Below are 15804 nucleotides of genomic sequence, written 5' to 3' on the forward strand. Positions count from 1 at the left end.
ATTTGCCGGCTGATGATTTACCCGGCGCGCTCTTCGCCCCTTCTTGCTATGGCGGTGGTCGCGACGGTGATCGCGCTGCATGGCCGACCCGCACAGGCAGCCGAGACTGCCGCCGAGGCCCCCAAGCCGTGCCGCACGCCGTGCCTTTCGGCGGGCGTGCCGCGCGAGCCGGCGGAGGCGAAGGCGGAGAAAGCGGAGAAAGCGGAGAAAGCGGACAGGGCCGAGGAGGGGCCGTCGAAACCGAAGCCGGTGGCCAGGGCTCGCCCGCAGCCGGTCGCGCCGCCGCCGTCGCAACCACCCGTGCAACGCGAAGCAGCCGCCGCGCCGCGCCCCGCGCCGTCGAAGCGCTGCACCGAGATCAACATGCGCGCCGCCGTCGGCGAGCCGCTGTCGGACCAGGACATGAAGACATTGAGGAACCAATGCTGATGACGACCACCACCCAACGTGCCCGCCTGGCGCTGCGCGCGTTCGCGCTGTGCGCTGCCGCCGTGCTCGCCGCCGCCTGCGCGCACCGTCCCGTGCCCGGCAACGCCATGCCCTTCGACCAGGCCGTGAACCAGGCGGTGGACGACCTGATGGTGCAGACGCAGAAGCTGCCGGCCTTCCTGGCCAAGGTGGAGTCGACGCTTACGCAGCGCCGCATCGTGATCGATCCGTTGCTCGAAGGCGCCAGCGGCCAGCAGACCGAGGTGACGCGCGTGGCCGAGCAGCGCATCGTCCAGCGCATGCAGGCGCAGTTCAAGCAGTTCACCGTCTCGCCCTTCAACGCCACCGAGATCGGCAATGCGCAGTACGTGCTCAACGGCACGCTGGTGCGCGACAAGGACGCCTCGGGCGGGCCCTACCGGCTGAACCTGGCGCTCACCGAGATCAAGAGCGGCGTGGTGATCGCGCAGTCGGTAACGCGCATCAGCGACACCTCGCTCGACACCCGCCCCACCGCCTTCTTCCGCGACAGCCCGGTGAACGGCAAGGACCGCGGCGTCGAGGGCTACATCCGCACCGCCGAGACCCAGCCTGGCCAGGCCGCCGATGCGCTCTACCTGGAGCGCCTGCCGACCGCCACCGTGCTGCAGGAAGCCACCGCCGCCTACGAGGCCGGCCGCATGAGCGAGGCGCTGAGCCGCTACGAGGCCGCATCGAAGCGGCCCGACGGGCAGCAGCTACGGATCTACAGCGGCCTGTACCTCACGCAATCGCAGCTCGGCCGCACAGCCGATGCCGAGAAGACCTTCGGCACCATCGCCAGGCTCGGGCTCGAAACCAACAACCTGAGCGTGAAGTTCCTGTTCAAGCCGGGCTCGACCGACTTCCTGTCCGACCCGAAGATCAGTGCCGCCTATCCGATGTGGCTGCGCCAGATCGCGCGGCAGGCGGCGCAGATCGATTCGTGCGTGGTGGTCACGGGCCACACCAGCCGCACGGGTTCGGAGGCGGTGAACGAGCGGCTGTCGCTGCAGCGCGCGACGAGCGTGAAGGCGAAGTTGGTGGGAGAGGCTCCGCCGCTGTCGAAGAAGCTGCGCGAATCGGGCATGGGATTCCGCGAGAACATCGTCGGTACGGGCGCCGACGATGCGAGCGACGCGCTGGACCGGCGCGTCGAGTTCAAGGTTGTCGGTTGCGAGGCTTGATTCGGTCTCAGCTTCCGGGGCAACACCTGCAGCCCGGCAAAGCCGGTTCTGCGATGTTCCTTCAAGGAGTAGGGGTCAGGGGGCGAGGCGTTCGCGAATCCAGTCGCTGCCCTCGAGCCGGTAGCGCAGCCGGTCGTGCAGGCGGCTCTTGCGGCCCTGCCAGAACTCCCAGCGGTCGGGCACCAGGCGGTAGCCGCCCCAGTGCGGTGGGCGCGGCGGCGAGAGCAGGTGCTTGGCGGCGTAGAGGGCTGCGTTCTTCACCAGCACGTCGCGGCCGCTGATCACTTCGCTCTGCGGGCTGGCCCAGGCGCCGATGCGCGAGTCGAGCGGGCGGCTCGCGTAGTAGGCGTCGCTCTCATCGGCGCCGGCTTTCTCCACCCGGCCCTCGATGCGCACCACGCGCTCCAGCTCGACCCAGTGGAACTGCAGCGACGCATAGGGGTTGCCCGAGAGCTCGCGGCCCTTGCGGCTCTCGTAGTTGGTGTACCAGACGATGCCGCGCGCGTCGTAGCCCTTGATGAGCACGATGCGGCTCGATGGCCGCAGGTCGCTGCCCACGGTGCACAGCGTCATCGCGTTGGGCTCGGGCACCTGTGCCTCGACGGCCTCGGTGAGCCAGCGCTCGAACTGCTTGAGCGGATCGTCGGCGCTGCGGGTCTCGTCGAGCTCGGCCCGCTCGTAGCTCTTGCGCAGCGCGGCCAGCGCGTCTTTGGAAAGAGGGGAAGTCATGCCGGGATTGTTGCGCACATACTCGGCCCATGACGACGCAGAAGGCGAATTCCCCGGTGGTGATCGTGCTGGCCTCGGGCCGTGGCGAGCGCTTCATCGCGGCCGGCGGCACCGGCTCCAAGCTCAGGGCGCTGCTGGCCGGCAGGCCGGTGCTGGAGCGAACGCTCGACGCGGTGCGCGCCAGCGGGCTGCCCTGGCATGCGGAAGACGCGGGGCATCCCGGCATGGGCGATTCGATTGCCGCGGCCGTGCGCGCCACTTCCGGGGCTGCCGGCTGGCTGATCCTGCCGGGCGATCTGCCGCTGGTGCAGCCGCGCACGCTGCAGGCCGTGGCGGCCGCTCTGAACGGTGCGGTGAATGCCGTGCAGCCGCAGTACCAGGGGGAGCGCGGCCACCCGGTGGGCTTCGCCGCCGTATGCGGCGCGCAACTGGCGGCGCTGGAAGGGGCTGCCGGCGCGGCGTCCGTCCTGCGGGCGATGCGCGCCATCGATTCGGTCGTCGATCTAGCGGTGGACGACGTGGGCGTCGTCACCGACATCGACACGCCCGAGGCCCTGGCGAGGGCCGAGGCGCTGTGGCTGGCGCGCGAGGGCGCCTAGCTCTTTCTCTCGACGATCAGGGCTTCGCGATCACCGCGCAGGCGATGCGCGGGCCGGAGTTGCCCGCGGGCTGCGTCGTGAAGTCGTCTGGGTCGCGGTGCACCACCAGTGCGCGGCCGACGACGCTGTTGGCTGCGCCCGGCGTGAGCGAGATCGAGTGGTCTTCCACGCTGAAGCGGGCCACGCCCTTGGCGTCGGCCACCAGGCTCGGCAGTTCGCCTGCATGGCTGCCCGGCGCGCCGAACTTGCCGTGCGTGCCGCCGGTCGGGTTGAAGTGGCCGCCCGAGGCATTGCCGTTGTCGCCGCAGTCGCCCTTTTCGTGGATGTGGAAGCCGTGCTCGCTGCCCGGCACCAGGCCGCGCACCTCGCCCGCCACGCGCACGCCATGGTCGAGGGCGGTGAAGGTCACCGTGCCGCGCGTCGGGTTGGGCGTGATCGCGGCGGTCGGCACCAGCTCGACGGCGGAGCTCGGCTTGCCGCCCATGCTGCCGCAGGCGGCCAGCAGGGCCGACGCGAGGAGGGTGGCGCCGATGGCGGTGAGACGACTTTGGTTCATGTGTTTTCCTTGTTGGGTCCGGATGGTTGGGAGGAAGACTTCTTGTCTGCTGACCCCGGAACATATACCGGAGCCTGCGGCACATCGCAATCAGCGGCGTTCTCCGACAGCAGCTGCTCCTTCACCTCGGCCAGCGCCACCAGCCGGGCCAGCGCGGCGTCGTGGATCGAATGGCGCCGCAGCTCCAGCAGCGTCTGCTGGGCGTAGTCGAGCGAGCTGCCGTAGCGGCCCACGGCATTGGCGAAGATGTGGCGGTAGCGCTCGTCGCTGAGTTCGCCCGTGAAGTTGGGGCTGCGCCGCGAGAGCGTGAAAGCCAGCGCGCGCACGTCGCCCTCGGCCGTGCCGCAGCGCAGCCACCTGGGGTCGTACACGCCGGTGGGCATCTCGCGCAGCCAGAGCCGCCGCAGGGTTTCGAGCCCCTCGGCCTTCGGCACGCGGAACACCATGCCGCGGCAGCTGCCGCCGGAGAGCAGCCCGAACACCAGGCCCGGCGTCTGCACGCTGCCCCGGTTCACGCGGCTCCACATCTTCAGCGCCCGGTGCCAGCCACGCACCCAGGCCTGGCGCCGCTCGACGAAGTCGAACTCGGGCCGCCAGATCAGCGAGCCGTAGCCGAAGAGCCAGAGGTCCTCGTGCCCGCCCCAGTCGGCGATGGCGCGCTCGAGCATCGGCTGCGGGTCGCGCAGGGGCGCTGGCATGGGGTCGAGTCCCGGCGGACCGGGGTTCGGCGCCGGCTCCGACACGGAAGTGCCGGAACCGCCACCTACAATTTCCTGATCATGGTTCACCGCACCATTATTTACCGGCCCCTTCCTTACGGAGCAAGACCCCCGATGAGCGACGACGACAGCCAGCAGAACTTCATCCTCGGATTCGTCATGGCGTTGATCGCCCTGGTGATCTTCTTCGTGGTGGGCATCGCCATCTGGCACAAGGGCCATGGCAACACCGCCGCTGCCAAGCCGCCGGCGGTGACCGCAATGGTGACGACCATGCCAGCTCCGCCCCCGGCCCAGCCGGCGCCCAAGGTGGCCGAAGTCACCGAGACGGTGACCGTGGTCATCCCCGACGGCGCGAGCATCCGCGTGGTCGACGGCGTGGTGAACTTCTATTTCGCGACCGGCAGCGCCGACCTCGCGCCGGGCGCCGCGGAGGCCCTGGCCGCGGTCATCAAGGGCGTGGAGAGTGGCCGCAAGGCGGTGGTCTCGGGCTTCCACGACACCACCGGCGACGCCGCCATCAACGAGCAGCTCGCGAAGAAGCGGGCTGAGACGGTGCGCGACGTGCTCGTGGGCCTGGGCGTTCCGGCCGCCAAGGTCGACCTGCAGAAGCCCGCCGTGACGGCCGGCTCGGGCAACAACGCCGAGGCGCGCCGTGTCGAGGTCAAGCTGGTCGACTGACAGCCGCCTCGCCGCAAGAACAACAAGCCCGGCCATGCCGGGCTTTTTTGTGCGCGGCCTCTTTCAGCGCGCAACTGGGTAAATTCGTATTGCCCCGCGCTCGGATTTCATCGGGCTGCCGCACCCGGCTTGTTACCATGGGCCTCCAGGCCCAGAGTCGCCCGGGCGACAGCAGCAAGAGCCATAGACCCCCATGAGCAGCAGCACCAACCCCACCGTACGCGATGTCACCGATCGCATCCGCGAGCGCAGCCAGGGGCTGCGCAGCGCCTACCTCACCCGCCTTGCAGAACTCCGCAGCCGCGACCGCGGCTCCGACCGCATGGGCTGCGCCAACGTGGCGCATGCCGTGGCCGGCATTCCGGCCAACGACAAGTTCCGCGTGGTGGCCGAGCGCGCGCCCAACATCGGCATCGTCACCGCCTACAACGACATGCTCTCGGCCCACGCGCCGTACCAGGGCTACCCCGACATCATCAAGAACGAGGCCCGCGGCCTCGGCGCCACCGCCCAGGTGGCCGGTGGCGTGCCCGCCATGTGCGACGGCGTGACGCAGGGCACGCCCGGCATGGAGCTGAGCCTGTTCAGCCGCGACCTCATCGCCATGAGCACCGCCGTCGCGCTCACCCACGACATGTTCGATGCCGCGCTGATGCTCGGCGTGTGCGACAAGATCGTGCCCGGCCTGCTCATCGGCGCGCTGCACTTCGGTCACCTGCCCACCGTGTTCGTGCCGGCCGGGCCGATGCCCTCGGGCCTGTCGAACGGGGCCAAGTCGAAGGTGCGCGAGCAGGCCGCGCAAGGCCTGGTCGGCCGCCAGGGCCTGCTCGACGCCGAGATGGCGGCCTATCACACGCTCGGTACATGCACCTTCTACGGCACCGCCAACAGCAACCAGATGCTGCTGGAGGCCATGGGCCTGCACGTGCCCGGCACGGCCTTCATCCAGCCGGGCGACGCGATGCGCGAGACGCTCACGCGCGAGGCCGTGCGCACGGTGCTGGGCAAGGCGGGCGACGTTCCCTTCGACTGCCCGCCCATCGGTGAGATGGTCGACGAGCGCTGCATCGTCAACGCCATGGTCGCGCTGCTTGCCACGGGCGGTTCCACCAACCACCTGATCCACTGGGTGGCCGTGGCGCGCGCCGCCGGCATCCTGATCGACTGGGACGACTTCTCGAAGCTCTCCGACGTGGTGCCGCTGCTGAGCCGCGTGTACCCCAACGGCAGCGCCGACGTGAACGAGTTCCAGGCCTCGGGCGGCCCCGGCTTCGTGATCGGCGAACTGGTCGATGCCGGCCTCATGCATGCCGACGTGCTGACGGTGCGCTCGGGCGGCATCCGCGAATTCGCGAACATTCCGTCGCTGGCGGAGGAAGCCGGCGAGCAGGGCCAGAAGCGCCTGCAATGGACTCCCGCCGCGCCGTTGAAGAACGAAGCGGTCACGCGCACCGTGGAAAGCCCGTTCAGCGCCACCGGCGGCCTCAAACTGCTGAGCGGCAACCTGGGCCGCAGCGTGATCAAGGTTTCCTCGGTGCCCGACGACCGTCACGTCATCGAGGCGCCCGCGCGCGTCTTCGATTCGCAGGCCGCGCTGCAGAAGGCGTTCACCGCCGGCGAATTGGAGCGCGACGTGGTCTGCGTGGTGCGCTGGCAGGGTCCGCAGGCCAACGGCATGCCCGAGCTGCACAAGCTCACGCCACCGCTGTCGGTGCTGCAGGGCAAGGGATTCCGCGTGGCGCTGGTCACCGACGGGCGCATGAGCGGCGCGTCGGGCAAGATCCCGGCCGCCATCCACGTTTCGCCCGAGGCCGCCGCCGGCGGGCCGCTCGCCAAGGTGCGCGACGGTGACCTGATCCGCCTCGATGCCGTCGCGGGTACGCTCGCCGTGCTGCTGCCCGAGGACGAATGGGCCGCGCGCGAGGTCGCGACGATGTCCGAGGCGCAGCGCGTCGCCGATGGCCATGGCCTGGGCCGCGAACTGTTCGCCGGCATGCGCCGCAATGCAATGGCCGCCGAGGAAGGCGCCTGCACCTGGCTATGACCAGGGCAGCCTCTTCTCTGAGACGATGCGCACGTAATGAATTGGAGCCAGGAAATGACTGAAAGACTCACCCCCCTCGACGTGATGCGCGATGCACCGGTCATTCCGGTGATCGTGCTCAACGATGTGAAAGACGCCATCCCGCTCGCGCGCGCCCTGGTGGCCGGCGGCATCCGCATGCTCGAAGTGACGCTGCGCACACCGCAGGCGCTGCAGTGCATCGAAGCCATCGCCAAGGACGTGCCCGAGGCCGTGGCCGGCGCCGGCACCATCCGCAGCGCCGCCGACGCGCAGGCCGCGGCGCTGGCCGGTGCGAAATTCGGCGTGAGCCCGGGCTACACGCGCTCGGTTGGCAAGGCATGCCACGACATCGGCCTGCCGCTCTTGCCCGGCGTGGCGACCGGCAGCGAGATCATGACGGCGCAGGAAGACGGCTACACGCAGCTGAAGTTCTTCCCCGCGCTGCAGGCCGGCGGCCTGCCGATGCTCAAGGCATGGCAGGGCCCCTTCGGCGATGTCACCTTCTGCCCGACCGGCGGCATCCACGCCGGCAACGCGGCCGAGTTCCTCGCGCTGTCGAACGTGGCCTGCGTGGGCGGCTCGTGGATCGTGCCGACCGACGCGATCCGCGACGGCGACTGGACACGCATCGAGCAGCTGGCACGCGCCGCGAGCCAACTGCAGCGCTGAGCGCCGCCGCCATGAGCAGCGCTGATTTCGACGCGAGCGATCTCAAGGTCATCGCGTTCGACGTCTTCGGCACCGTGGTCGACTGGCACAGCGGCATCGCCGCCGAGGTCGAGCGCGTGTTCCCTGGCGTGGACGGCGCGGCCTTCGCGCTGGCGTGGCGCGCCGGCTACCAGCCGGCCATGAAGGCGGTGATGGAGCGCATCGCCGCGGGCGAGGGCGGCTTCACGCTGCTCGACGAGCTGCACCTGAGCATGCTCGATCAGGTGCTGCACGACTTCAGCCTGGCCGACAGCATCGAGGCCGGCGCCAAGCGCGACCTGAGCCGTGCCTGGCACCGCCTGCCCGCCTGGCCCGATTCGGTCGAAGGACTCTCGCGGCTGAAGAAGAAGTTCACCGTCTGCACGCTGTCGAACGGCAACATCGGCCTGCTCACCGAGATGGCCAAGCGTGCCGGCCTGCCCTGGGACTGCGTGCTCTCGGCCGAGGTGTTCAAAGCCTACAAGCCCGATCCGCGCACGTATCTCGGCGTGGCGGGCGTGTTCGACGCGACGCCGGGTCAGGTGATGCTGGCCGCCGCGCATCACGACGATCTGGCCGCCGCGCGCGCATGCGGCCTGAAGACGGCCTACATCGAGCGGCCCCACGAGTTCGGCCTCGCGCGGCCGAAGGATGTCTCGCCGAAGCCGGACAACCACCTGCACGCACGCGACATCAACCAGCTGGCCGACCTGCTGGGCTGCTGATCAGTCGCCCAGCAGCTTCTCCACCGTGCGCAGATTGCGCGTCGTGGTGCTCGACTTGTAGCGGGCCTTGCCGAGCAGCTTGGCCACCGGCGTGTCCAGGCTCTCGCCGCGCGGGCATTGCCAGTACAGCACGCCCTTGCCGCGTTCGAGCCGCTCGGTATCGGTATTGGCATCGACCGTGCCGGCCTTTTCCATGATCTCGTCGAGCATCGCCTTGTCGGAGCCGAACACGATGTACGGATGGCGCTCTTCGTCGATGCGCTCGAAGGGGTAGGCGGCGGCGATCTCGGCCACGGTCTTCTGCGTGAGCAGCACGATCCAGGCGTCGTAGCCGAAGCGCTTGCGCAGCGCCTGCTCGATGCGGGTGCGAAGTGCTGCCGCGTCGCTCTCGGTGGTGTCGAACAGCACGTTGCCGCTGGCGAGCACCGTGCGCACCGCGCCGAAGCCCAGTTCGACGAATAGCGCCTTCAGGTCCGCGCTCTTGATCGTGATGCCGTTGACGTTCACGCCGCGCAGCAGCGCGACATGGCGCGTTGCCGTGGCGGCTTGCTTCTTCGCGGTTGCCATGGCGTATCCGGCGCCGGGGCCTTCAGCGCAGGCCGCCGCCGGCGGCGTTCTCATCGCGCTGGATCAGTTCCACCTTGTAGCCGTCGGGGTCCGTGACGAAGGCGATCACGGTGGTGCCGCCCTTGACCGGGCCGGCCTCGCGCGTCACGTTGCCCCCAGCGGCCTTGATCTTCTCGCAGGCCGCGTAGGCGTCGGGCACGCCGAGGGCGATGTGGCCGTAGGCGGTGCCCAGTTCGTAGCTCTCGGTGCCCCAGTTGTAGGTGAGTTCGATCTCGGCCTGGTCGGGGTTGCCGTTGCCATAGCCGATGAATGCGAGGCTGTACTTGTACTCGGGGTTCTCCGAGGTGCGCAGCAGGTTCATGCCGAGCACCTTGGTGTAGAAGTCGATGGAGCGCTGCAGGTTGCCGACGCGCAGCATGGTGTGGAGGAGTCGCATCTCGTTGTGCCTTGTTCGTAGTCGTGGAGAGGGAAGCCCGCTATTGTGGGCCTCCCGGCGCGGCGATCAAGCGGCCAGTGTCAGCAGGTGGGCCTGGTGGCGCTTGAGGAATTCCATCAGGTGCTGCGGGTACTCGGGCGCCACCGCGTTGCGCACGCTGGGGCGTTCGGCCAGCGCCTTGCGCCATGCATCGACCTTGGGCAGGGCGTCGAAGATGTGCGAGTCGCTGATCGCATCGAACACCTCGAAGTAGCGGAACACCGGCGCGAAGACCGCGTCGACGAGGCTGAAGCTGCCGCCCGCGAAGTAGGGGCCCTGGCCCAGCGCCGCTTCCACGCGCTGGAACTTGGCGAGCAGCGCCTGGCGCTTCTGTTCGAACACCGCCGCGTCCTGCGTGGTCTCGTAGCCCCAGAGGTCGCCGAGGATGGCCGAGCCGAACTCCATCCATGCGCGGTGTTCGGCGCGGGCGAGCGGGTCCTCGGGGTGCAGGCGAGCGCCGGGCTGGGTTTCTTCCAGGTACTCGCAGATCACGTTGCTCTCGAACAGCACGGCCTCGCCTCCGTCGGGCCTGCGCACCTTCAGCAGCGGCACCTTGCCGAGCGGCGAGATGTCGAGAAACCACTGCGGCTTGTTGGTAAGGTCGATCACGACGCGCTCGAAGGGCACGTTCTTCTCGCGCAGCGCGATCGCGGCACGCTGTACGTACGGGCAAAGCAGGTGGCTGACGAGGGTGAGGGATTGCTGGGGCATGGGGCTCTCCGTTTTCTGGATCGGTTGTGTCTGGATCGCGGCGATTCTTGCGGTCCTGAACAACCTTTTCCCGGAAAGCCCATTAGGGAAACGGGCGCCTTGTGCTAGATGGGATCGACGGCCGTCGTATCTATCCAGTGCGTGATGCGCCCGCCGTGCATCACGCCGATGCGGTCCGCCATCGCGTGCGCCTCGGCCTCGTTGTGTGTCACGAGAATGGCCGTCTGCCCCGCCTGCTTCAGGATGTCGCGCACTTCCACGGTCAGCCGTTCGCGCGTGCCGCCGTCGAGGTTGGAGAAGGGCTCGTCGAGCAGCAGCAGGGCGGGCGAAGGTGCGAGCGCGCGGGCCAGCGCGATGCGCTGCTGCTGGCCGCCGGAAAGCTCGTGCGGATAGCGCTCGCCCACATCTGCGAGACCGACCAGCGCGAGCATTTCGACGACGCGCGACTGTTGTTCGGCGCGGCCCAGCCGGCGCAGGCCGAAGGCCACGTTCTTCGCCGCCGAAAGGTGCGGGAACAGTGCGTACTCCTGGAACATCATGCCCACGCGCCGCTGCTCGGGCGGCAGGTGCTTCTGCGCGGACGACAGAAGCACCTCGCCGAGGCGGATCGTGCCGGCGCGCACCGGCTCGAAGCCCGCGATGGCGCGCAGCACCGTCGTCTTGCCGCAGCCGGAAGGGCCGAACAGGCAGGCGATGTCGCCCGCATCCAGCGCCAGCGAGAAGCCGTCGACGACGGTGTGCAGGCCGCGCGGCGTGTCGTAGGCGAGGCTGATCGCGTCGAGGTGCAGTGGGGAGCTCATGTCATGTCTTCTCGGGAGCCAGTGTGGCCGAAGGTGCGCCCAGCTGGTTGCGCGCCAGCAGCACCACGGGCAGCAGGCCGGCCAGCACGATGGCGAGCGCGGCGATGGCGCCTTCCTCGTAGGTGCCGCGCGCGGCCTCGGCGTACAGCCAGGTGGCCAGGGTGTCGAAGTTGGCGGGCCGCAGCAGCAGCGTGGCGGGCAGCTCCTTCATCGCGTCGACGAACACCAGCAGCGCGGCGGCTGCCATCGCGGGCCGAAGCAGCGGCAGATGCACGCGGCGCAGCGTGCCGGCGGTGGTTTCGCCGAGCAGGCGCGAGGCCTGCTCGATGGCGGGCGGAATGCGCGAGAGGCCGGCCTCGATGCCGCCGACCGGCATGGCAAGAAAGCGGATCGCACAGGCCACGACCAGCACCACGCCGCAGCTCATGAGAGGCAGGCCCTGCAGGCCGAAGGCCGTGGCCAGCGCCGAATCGAAGGCCAGAGCCGGCGTGAGCAGCCCGATGGCCAGCACCGTGCCCGGCACCGCGTAGCCCAGCGTCGCCGCGCGCGCCTGCCAGCGAGTACGGCTGGGGCCTGAACCCTGGCTGCGTGCGGCCCACGCGACGACCAGCCCGGCTGCCACCGCGACGGCTGTGACGCCCGTGGCCAGTGTCAGCGTATTGCCCAGGCTCGCGACCAGCCCCTGCGAGATGCCGCCGCCCTGGCGCAGCCGCTTGGCGCTCTCCCAGACCAGGTAGAGGGCAGGCGCCACGAAGCCGATCAGCACCGGCAGCGAGGCGGCCGCCATCGCGGCCCAGCCCGCGGCTCCGTGCAGCCTGCGTGGCTGCACGGCACGCATTCGCTGCGCCGAGCCGAAGCGCTGGTGACGCCGGCCGTTGCGCTCCAGCCAGACCAGCGCGATCACCACGAACAGCATCGCGCAGGCGATCTGTGCGGCGCCCGCGAGGTCTGAGCGCGTGATCCAGGTGGTGTAGACCGCCACCGTCAGCGTGTTCACGCCCAGGAACTCGGAAGCGCCGATATCGTTGAGCGTTTCGAGCAGCGCAAGGCTCAGCCCCACGGCCAGTGCAGGACGTGCCAGCGGCAGTGCCACGCGAAAGAAGGCTCCGCGCCGGCTCTCGCCGAGCATGCGCGCCGCTTCCATCAGATGCGCCGGCTGCGTCATGAACATCGCGCGCGCCGTCATGTAGACGTATGGATAGAGCACGAAGCCCAGCACGAAGATCGCGCCGGGCATCGAGCGCAGGTCGGGCAGGCGGAACTGGCGCGGACTGTCGAAGCCGAGCATCCAGCGGATCGCACCCTGCACCGGGCCGATGGGGTGCAGCAGGTCGAGGTAGGCGAAGGCGACGATGTAGGTCGGCATCGCCAGCGGCAGCAGCAGGGCCCAGTGCAGGGTACCGCGACCGGGGAAGTCGTGCGCCGTCACCAGCCAGGCGCAGCCGGTGCCGATCACCAGCACCAGCGCGCCCACGCCGGCAAGCAGCACGGCCGTGTTGAGCGCCGCCTGCGGCAGCACGTGCGCGAAGAGCGGCCCCCAGTGGCCGAGGCCCGAGCCGAAGGCCAGCCACGCCAGCGTGAGCACCGGCGCGAGTACGCCGATGGCGATCAGGAACGACGCGCAGCGCCAGGCCGGGCCGGCGGCTTGCAGGCCCGGCGGCTGGCGCCGCAGGAGACTCATTCAGTCAGTCGCCGGCAGGCATGCCCGGCGCTCGTCGATGTCACTGGTCGAAGCCAACCTTGTCCACAAGCGCGCTCGCCTGCTTGCGGTATTTCGCGATCTCGGTCAGCGGCAGCGGGTCGACCTTCAGCTCGCCGATGGACTGGCCGATGATCGGGTCGAGCGCCACGCCCTTGCGCACCGGGTACTCGTAGTTGGCCTGAGCGTAGAGGGCCTGGGCCGGTTCCGACACCAGGAACTCAAGCAGCTTGACCGCGTTGGCGCGCTGCGGCGCGTTCTTCGCGACCGCCGCGCCGCTGATGTTGACGTGCGTGCCGCCGCTCTTGGCGTTGGCGAAGGTCGGGCGCACCACCTTGATGGCATCGCCCCACTTGCGCGCGTCGGTGCCTTCCTTGGCGCTCTTCATCTGGCCGACGTAGTACGAGTTGGCCAGGCCCACGTCGCAGATGCCGCCGAGGATGTCGCGCGCCACGTCGCGGTCGCCGCCGGTGGCCTTGCGCGCCAGGTTGGCCTTGACGCCGCGCAGCCACTGCTCGGCCTTGGCTTCGCCGTCGTGCGCGATCAGCGAGGCCACGAGTGCGGTGTTGTAGGGATGCTGGCCGGCGCGGATGCAGACCTTGCCCTTGTACTTGGGGTTGGCCAGGTCTTCATAGCGGAAGCTGGTGAGCGGCAGGCTCTTGTCGGCGTAGAGCACGCGTGCGCGCATCGAGAGCGAGAACCACTGGCCGTCGGCGCCGCGCAGGTTGGCCGGAATGGCCGACTCGAGCGCGGCCGACTTCACGGGCTGCGTCACGCCGCCGTCGACGAGGTCCATCAGGTTGCCGATGTCCACCGTCATCAGCACGTCGGCGGGGGATCGGGCGCCTTCGGCCTTGACGCGCTCCAGCAGGCCGTCCTTCACGAAGACGGTGTTGACCTTGATGTTGCTCTGGGCGCTGAAGGCCGAGATGAGAGGCTGGATCAGCGCCGGCTCGCGCGTCGTGTAGAGCGTGAGTTCTTCCGCGGCCTGCGCGGGCAGGGCGGTGGCGGCCAGCCACGCGGCGCCTGCGCCAAGCAGTGCGCGTGCGGCGCGGCCTTGGACGCGCGGGCGTTGTTCGGTCATGAGGATCCTCCAGGAGCGGGTGTTCTAGAAAGCTCCGGCGCCGGCGGCGGATGATGTCGCCGCCGGTGTCGCGTATTGCGGCCGCCGGATGAGAATAATTATCACTGGCCGCCCTGGATCGCGACGCCTTTGGACTTACAGGTTGAAGGCTTACTTGAAGCGCTTCGGGTTTTTTGGCTTACCAGGGACAGGCGCGTTTCGTCAGCGATACCGATGCGCGCTGCAAGAGTCGACACGAAGAATGTCTCGAAACGTCCCCGCGGGCCGTTTTGCCCCAGCGATCAAGCACCGAAGAGAAATGTGACGGCGAAAAAGGCAACCGCCAGCGCAAAGGAGCCGACGATGGCCATGGCGATGACGAACATGATCGCGTAGCCAATGCGGCGCATCGGGCTCTCGGTGCTCGGGACGACATACCAGTAAATAAGCGCGGCCCACGCAATGATGAGCGCATTCAGCACGAAGAACTTTTCGTCTGCGTCCCAACGAAAAGCAGTCCGCCCAAGGTACGCAATTGCTATCGAGAGTACGGGAACCGCCAGGGCCCAAGCCATGACGTTGATCACTAAAGGCCAGGGGCGCTTCATCGCAGCGCCTCACCCTTGAAGAAATGCAGAGGCATTGGGTTTTCCCAGCCTGGGGCTTGATAGCCTGCAACTTTGACATCAGGCACGTAGCCCATCACGCTTTTCAGTAGTGCCGCAAGGTAGGAACTGCTGTTGTATTCGCCCGGCCTCATACGAGAACCGAACACTTTGGCAGGGACGCTATACGGCGAAACGTAGCTCGCGAAGTTCTGCGCACGCTTGACCAATTCCAGCGCGAAGGTCTGTCGGCTCATGTCACTCGGTGGATCCAAAGGAATCTTGACGATCACATCAGTGGGCAGGCTATTTGCATAGATATTGGTCCTGATCCGCAGAGCATTGCGTAAGCCAAGATTGCCGTAAGTAGGCTGACCATCGATCACTGTGATGCCGTTGTAAGCGTCATCGATCACCAGCGAAAAGTGCAGGCTGGTTTTTGGCACGGTGAATTTGCCGAGAAAGTCTGCTGCGATTCGTCCATAGAGCGTAAAGATCGGCTCCGAGTGCTGTGCGCGCCCGACTGAATTCGTGTCTATTGACATTGTTCTCCCTGGATTGGCCAGATGCTCTGGCACGCCGGGCGCATGATATCGGCTCGCGCATCTGCCGCCATTTGGCTAGAAAAAACGTTTTCACAGCAGTCTTGAAGTTGGTGATAGGAGCCTGCCGCCGACGGCTTGATTTCCGTTGGAACTGGACGAGTTCCGTCTAACCTCCAGCTTGGAGAGGGGTGTCTTCAAACGGGAGATCGTGGTCAGGCACTTGCTCCCGGGCAACCGCAGCGAATGGATGCTCACTGACCGGGCATGCGCGACGCGGCGTGGACTTCTGCACTCTGCCCATCGACCATATGCTGGATGCGCGCATCGAATCCTTCGCGTACCTGCTTCAACGCGCCGGCGGCACCTCGAAGACCAGGCAGGTGGTCGTCGCGTGCGCGTACAGCGTGCCGTCGGGGCCGTAGAGGCGGGCTTCGGCGGTGGCGAGCTGTTTGCCGCAGTGGATCACCTTGCCTTCCGCGCGCACGCGCTGCACCTTGGGCGTGAGGCCCTTCACGTAGTTCACGCCGAGCTCGGCGGTGGTGTAGGCGCGGCCGGGCGGCATCATCGTGTGGACCGAGCAGCCCAGGGCCGAATCGAGCATCGTCGCGACCCAGCCGCCGTGGATGGTGCCCAGCGGGTTCAGGTGCTGCGGCAGCGGCGTGCCCTGGAAGATGGCCACGCCCAGGTGTGCCTCGATGATCGTGAAGTCCAGCGTCTTGGCGATGGCGGCGTAGGGAATGTCGCCGTTGAGCATCGCCTGCATGATCTCCAGGCCGGTCTTGCCGGCGATCTGGTCGGGGCGGGCGAGGCCGGGGCCCGGGCCGGCCTCGAGGCGGCCGGTGATCTTCTGTTCCTCGGCGATCCATGCGTCGAGCTGGCTGGTGGCTTGTGTCATGCCTGTGTTCCTTCTGGGGGCTTTGTGCCGGGGTGTTGATTGCATATGC

General features: G+C 68.3%; 19 protein-coding genes. 7 read left to right on the plus strand and 12 right to left on the minus strand.

What is annotated here, in order from left to right; genetic code table 11:
* The first annotated feature begins 48 nt into the window (after positions 1-48).
* The gene (locus tag EJP67_RS33680; RefSeq protein ID WP_165909682.1) at positions 49-429 is read left to right on the plus strand and encodes a hypothetical protein; all 381 of its coding nucleotides are present in this window, start codon (positions 49-51) and stop codon (positions 427-429) included.
* Positions 423-1634 carry an OmpA family protein gene (locus EJP67_RS23305; RefSeq protein ID WP_126024096.1) on the plus strand — a complete coding sequence of 404 codons (1212 nt, stop codon included), beginning with the start codon at positions 423-425 and terminating at the stop codon, positions 1632-1634. Before EJP67_RS33680 ends, EJP67_RS23305 begins: the two co-directional genes overlap by 7 nt.
* 75 nt (positions 1635-1709) lie before the next feature.
* Here the strand turns inward: EJP67_RS23305 and pdxH are convergent, their stop codons facing one another.
* On the minus strand, positions 1710-2363 hold the full coding sequence (pdxH, locus tag EJP67_RS23310) for a pyridoxamine 5'-phosphate oxidase (protein ID WP_126024097.1): 654 nt from the start codon (positions 2361-2363) through the stop codon (positions 1710-1712).
* 29 nt (positions 2364-2392) lie between these two features.
* Between pdxH and EJP67_RS23315 the strand changes: the two genes are divergently transcribed.
* Positions 2393-2962, plus strand: a complete 570-nt coding sequence (locus EJP67_RS23315; RefSeq protein ID WP_126024098.1) for a nucleotidyltransferase family protein — start codon at positions 2393-2395, stop codon at positions 2960-2962.
* 16 nt (positions 2963-2978) lie between these two features.
* On the opposite strand, the gene EJP67_RS23320 is transcribed toward EJP67_RS23315, so the two are convergent.
* A complete protein-coding gene (locus EJP67_RS23320) occupies positions 2979-3518 on the minus strand; it encodes a superoxide dismutase family protein (RefSeq protein WP_126024099.1) in 540 nt (179 codons plus the stop codon).
* Positions 3515-4216, minus strand: coding sequence for a gamma-glutamylcyclotransferase (locus EJP67_RS23325; protein WP_126024100.1), 702 nt, complete (start codon positions 4214-4216; stop codon positions 3515-3517). The genes EJP67_RS23320 and EJP67_RS23325 overlap by 4 nt, the downstream gene beginning before the upstream one ends.
* A gap of 135 nt (positions 4217-4351) precedes the next feature.
* Here EJP67_RS23325 and EJP67_RS23330 point away from each other — a divergent pair, with 135 nt between their 5' ends.
* From EJP67_RS23330 to EJP67_RS23345, 4 genes are all read left to right on the plus strand, one after another.
* A complete protein-coding gene (locus tag EJP67_RS23330; RefSeq protein ID WP_126024101.1) occupies positions 4352-4918 on the plus strand; it encodes an OmpA family protein in 567 nt (188 codons plus the stop codon).
* A gap of 193 nt (positions 4919-5111) precedes the next feature.
* A complete protein-coding gene (edd, locus tag EJP67_RS23335) occupies positions 5112-6962 on the plus strand; it encodes a phosphogluconate dehydratase (RefSeq protein WP_126024102.1) in 1851 nt (616 codons plus the stop codon).
* Between the two features lie 54 nt (positions 6963-7016).
* Positions 7017-7652: a bifunctional 4-hydroxy-2-oxoglutarate aldolase/2-dehydro-3-deoxy-phosphogluconate aldolase gene (gene eda / locus EJP67_RS23340; RefSeq protein WP_126024103.1), complete on the plus strand. Its 636-nt coding sequence runs from the start codon at positions 7017-7019 to the stop codon at positions 7650-7652.
* 11 nt (positions 7653-7663) lie between these two features.
* Positions 7664-8395, plus strand: a complete 732-nt coding sequence (locus tag EJP67_RS23345; RefSeq protein ID WP_126024104.1) for a haloacid dehalogenase type II — start codon at positions 7664-7666, stop codon at positions 8393-8395.
* Here EJP67_RS23345 and EJP67_RS23350 read toward each other — a convergent pair whose 3' ends face one another.
* The 9 genes from EJP67_RS23350 to EJP67_RS23390 all read right to left on the minus strand — a co-directional run bounded on the left by EJP67_RS23350 (position 8396) and on the right by EJP67_RS23390 (position 15755).
* Positions 8396-8962: a DUF1697 domain-containing protein gene (locus EJP67_RS23350; protein ID WP_126024105.1), complete on the minus strand. Its 567-nt coding sequence runs from the start codon at positions 8960-8962 to the stop codon at positions 8396-8398.
* A gap of 22 nt (positions 8963-8984) precedes the next feature.
* Entirely contained in the window at positions 8985-9398 is a 414-nt protein-coding gene (gene gloA / locus EJP67_RS23355; protein WP_126024106.1) for a lactoylglutathione lyase, read from the minus strand.
* Between the two features lie 66 nt (positions 9399-9464).
* Entirely contained in the window at positions 9465-10148 is a 684-nt protein-coding gene (locus tag EJP67_RS23360) for a glutathione S-transferase family protein (protein ID WP_126024107.1), read from the minus strand.
* 104 nt (positions 10149-10252) lie between these two features.
* Positions 10253-10948 (minus strand): ABC transporter ATP-binding protein, encoded by a 696-nt coding sequence (locus EJP67_RS23365; RefSeq protein WP_126024108.1) that lies wholly within the window; start codon positions 10946-10948, stop codon positions 10253-10255.
* A 1-nt stretch (position 10949) separates the two neighbouring features.
* A complete protein-coding gene (locus EJP67_RS23370; RefSeq protein WP_126024109.1) occupies positions 10950-12629 on the minus strand; it encodes an ABC transporter permease in 1680 nt (559 codons plus the stop codon).
* Positions 12630-12669: 40 nt separating this feature from the next.
* Positions 12670-13731 carry a Fe(3+) ABC transporter substrate-binding protein gene (locus EJP67_RS23375; RefSeq protein ID WP_126024110.1) on the minus strand — a complete coding sequence of 354 codons (1062 nt, stop codon included), beginning with the start codon at positions 13729-13731 and terminating at the stop codon, positions 12670-12672.
* 281 nt (positions 13732-14012) lie between these two features.
* Positions 14013-14318 carry a hypothetical protein gene (locus EJP67_RS23380; protein ID WP_126024111.1) on the minus strand — a complete coding sequence of 102 codons (306 nt, stop codon included), beginning with the start codon at positions 14316-14318 and terminating at the stop codon, positions 14013-14015.
* A complete protein-coding gene (locus tag EJP67_RS23385) occupies positions 14315-14860 on the minus strand; it encodes a hypothetical protein (protein ID WP_126024112.1) in 546 nt (181 codons plus the stop codon). The genes EJP67_RS23380 and EJP67_RS23385 overlap by 4 nt, the downstream gene beginning before the upstream one ends.
* Positions 14861-15206: 346 nt before the next feature.
* Complete coding sequence (locus EJP67_RS23390) at positions 15207-15755, minus strand: PaaI family thioesterase (RefSeq protein WP_126024113.1); 549 nt, start codon at positions 15753-15755, stop codon at positions 15207-15209.
* Positions 15756-15804 lie beyond the last annotated feature (49 nt).

It is taken from the genome of Variovorax guangxiensis (genome assembly GCF_003952165.1).
Classification (GTDB): Bacteria; Pseudomonadota; Gammaproteobacteria; order Burkholderiales; family Burkholderiaceae_C; genus Variovorax; species Variovorax guangxiensis.

What these genes read in the sequence shown, in the direction of transcription:
- EJP67_RS23360 (WP_126024107.1), bottom strand. Translation starts at nt 10,148, where the DNA reads ATGCCCCAGCAATCCCTCACCCTCGTCAGCCACCTGCTTTGCCCGTAC.
- gloA (WP_126024106.1), bottom strand. Translation starts at nt 9,398, where the DNA reads ATGCGACTCCTCCACACCATGCTGCGCGTCGGCAACCTGCAGCGCTCC.
- EJP67_RS23370 (WP_126024109.1), bottom strand. Translation starts at nt 12,629, where the DNA reads ATGAGTCTCCTGCGGCGCCAGCCGCCGGGCCTGCAAGCCGCCGGCCCG.
- EJP67_RS23345 (WP_126024104.1), top strand. Translation starts at nt 7,664, where the DNA reads ATGAGCAGCGCTGATTTCGACGCGAGCGATCTCAAGGTCATCGCGTTC.
- EJP67_RS23365 (WP_126024108.1), bottom strand. Translation starts at nt 10,948, where the DNA reads ATGAGCTCCCCACTGCACCTCGACGCGATCAGCCTCGCCTACGACACG.
- EJP67_RS33680 (WP_165909682.1), top strand. Translation starts at nt 49, where the DNA reads ATGGCGGTGGTCGCGACGGTGATCGCGCTGCATGGCCGACCCGCACAG.
- EJP67_RS23390 (WP_126024113.1), bottom strand. Translation starts at nt 15,755, where the DNA reads ATGACACAAGCCACCAGCCAGCTCGACGCATGGATCGCCGAGGAACAG.
- eda (WP_126024103.1), top strand. Translation starts at nt 7,017, where the DNA reads ATGACTGAAAGACTCACCCCCCTCGACGTGATGCGCGATGCACCGGTC.
- EJP67_RS23330 (WP_126024101.1), top strand. Translation starts at nt 4,352, where the DNA reads ATGAGCGACGACGACAGCCAGCAGAACTTCATCCTCGGATTCGTCATG.
- EJP67_RS23325 (WP_126024100.1), bottom strand. Translation starts at nt 4,216, where the DNA reads ATGCCAGCGCCCCTGCGCGACCCGCAGCCGATGCTCGAGCGCGCCATC.
- EJP67_RS23385 (WP_126024112.1), bottom strand. Translation starts at nt 14,860, where the DNA reads ATGTCAATAGACACGAATTCAGTCGGGCGCGCACAGCACTCGGAGCCG.
- EJP67_RS23320 (WP_126024099.1), bottom strand. Translation starts at nt 3,518, where the DNA reads ATGAACCAAAGTCGTCTCACCGCCATCGGCGCCACCCTCCTCGCGTCG.
- EJP67_RS23305 (WP_126024096.1), top strand. Translation starts at nt 423, where the DNA reads ATGCTGATGACGACCACCACCCAACGTGCCCGCCTGGCGCTGCGCGCG.
- EJP67_RS23375 (WP_126024110.1), bottom strand. Translation starts at nt 13,731, where the DNA reads ATGACCGAACAACGCCCGCGCGTCCAAGGCCGCGCCGCACGCGCACTG.
- edd (WP_126024102.1), top strand. Translation starts at nt 5,112, where the DNA reads ATGAGCAGCAGCACCAACCCCACCGTACGCGATGTCACCGATCGCATC.
- EJP67_RS23380 (WP_126024111.1), bottom strand. Translation starts at nt 14,318, where the DNA reads ATGAAGCGCCCCTGGCCTTTAGTGATCAACGTCATGGCTTGGGCCCTG.
- pdxH (WP_126024097.1), bottom strand. Translation starts at nt 2,363, where the DNA reads ATGACTTCCCCTCTTTCCAAAGACGCGCTGGCCGCGCTGCGCAAGAGC.
- EJP67_RS23315 (WP_126024098.1), top strand. Translation starts at nt 2,393, where the DNA reads ATGACGACGCAGAAGGCGAATTCCCCGGTGGTGATCGTGCTGGCCTCG.
- EJP67_RS23350 (WP_126024105.1), bottom strand. Translation starts at nt 8,962, where the DNA reads ATGGCAACCGCGAAGAAGCAAGCCGCCACGGCAACGCGCCATGTCGCG.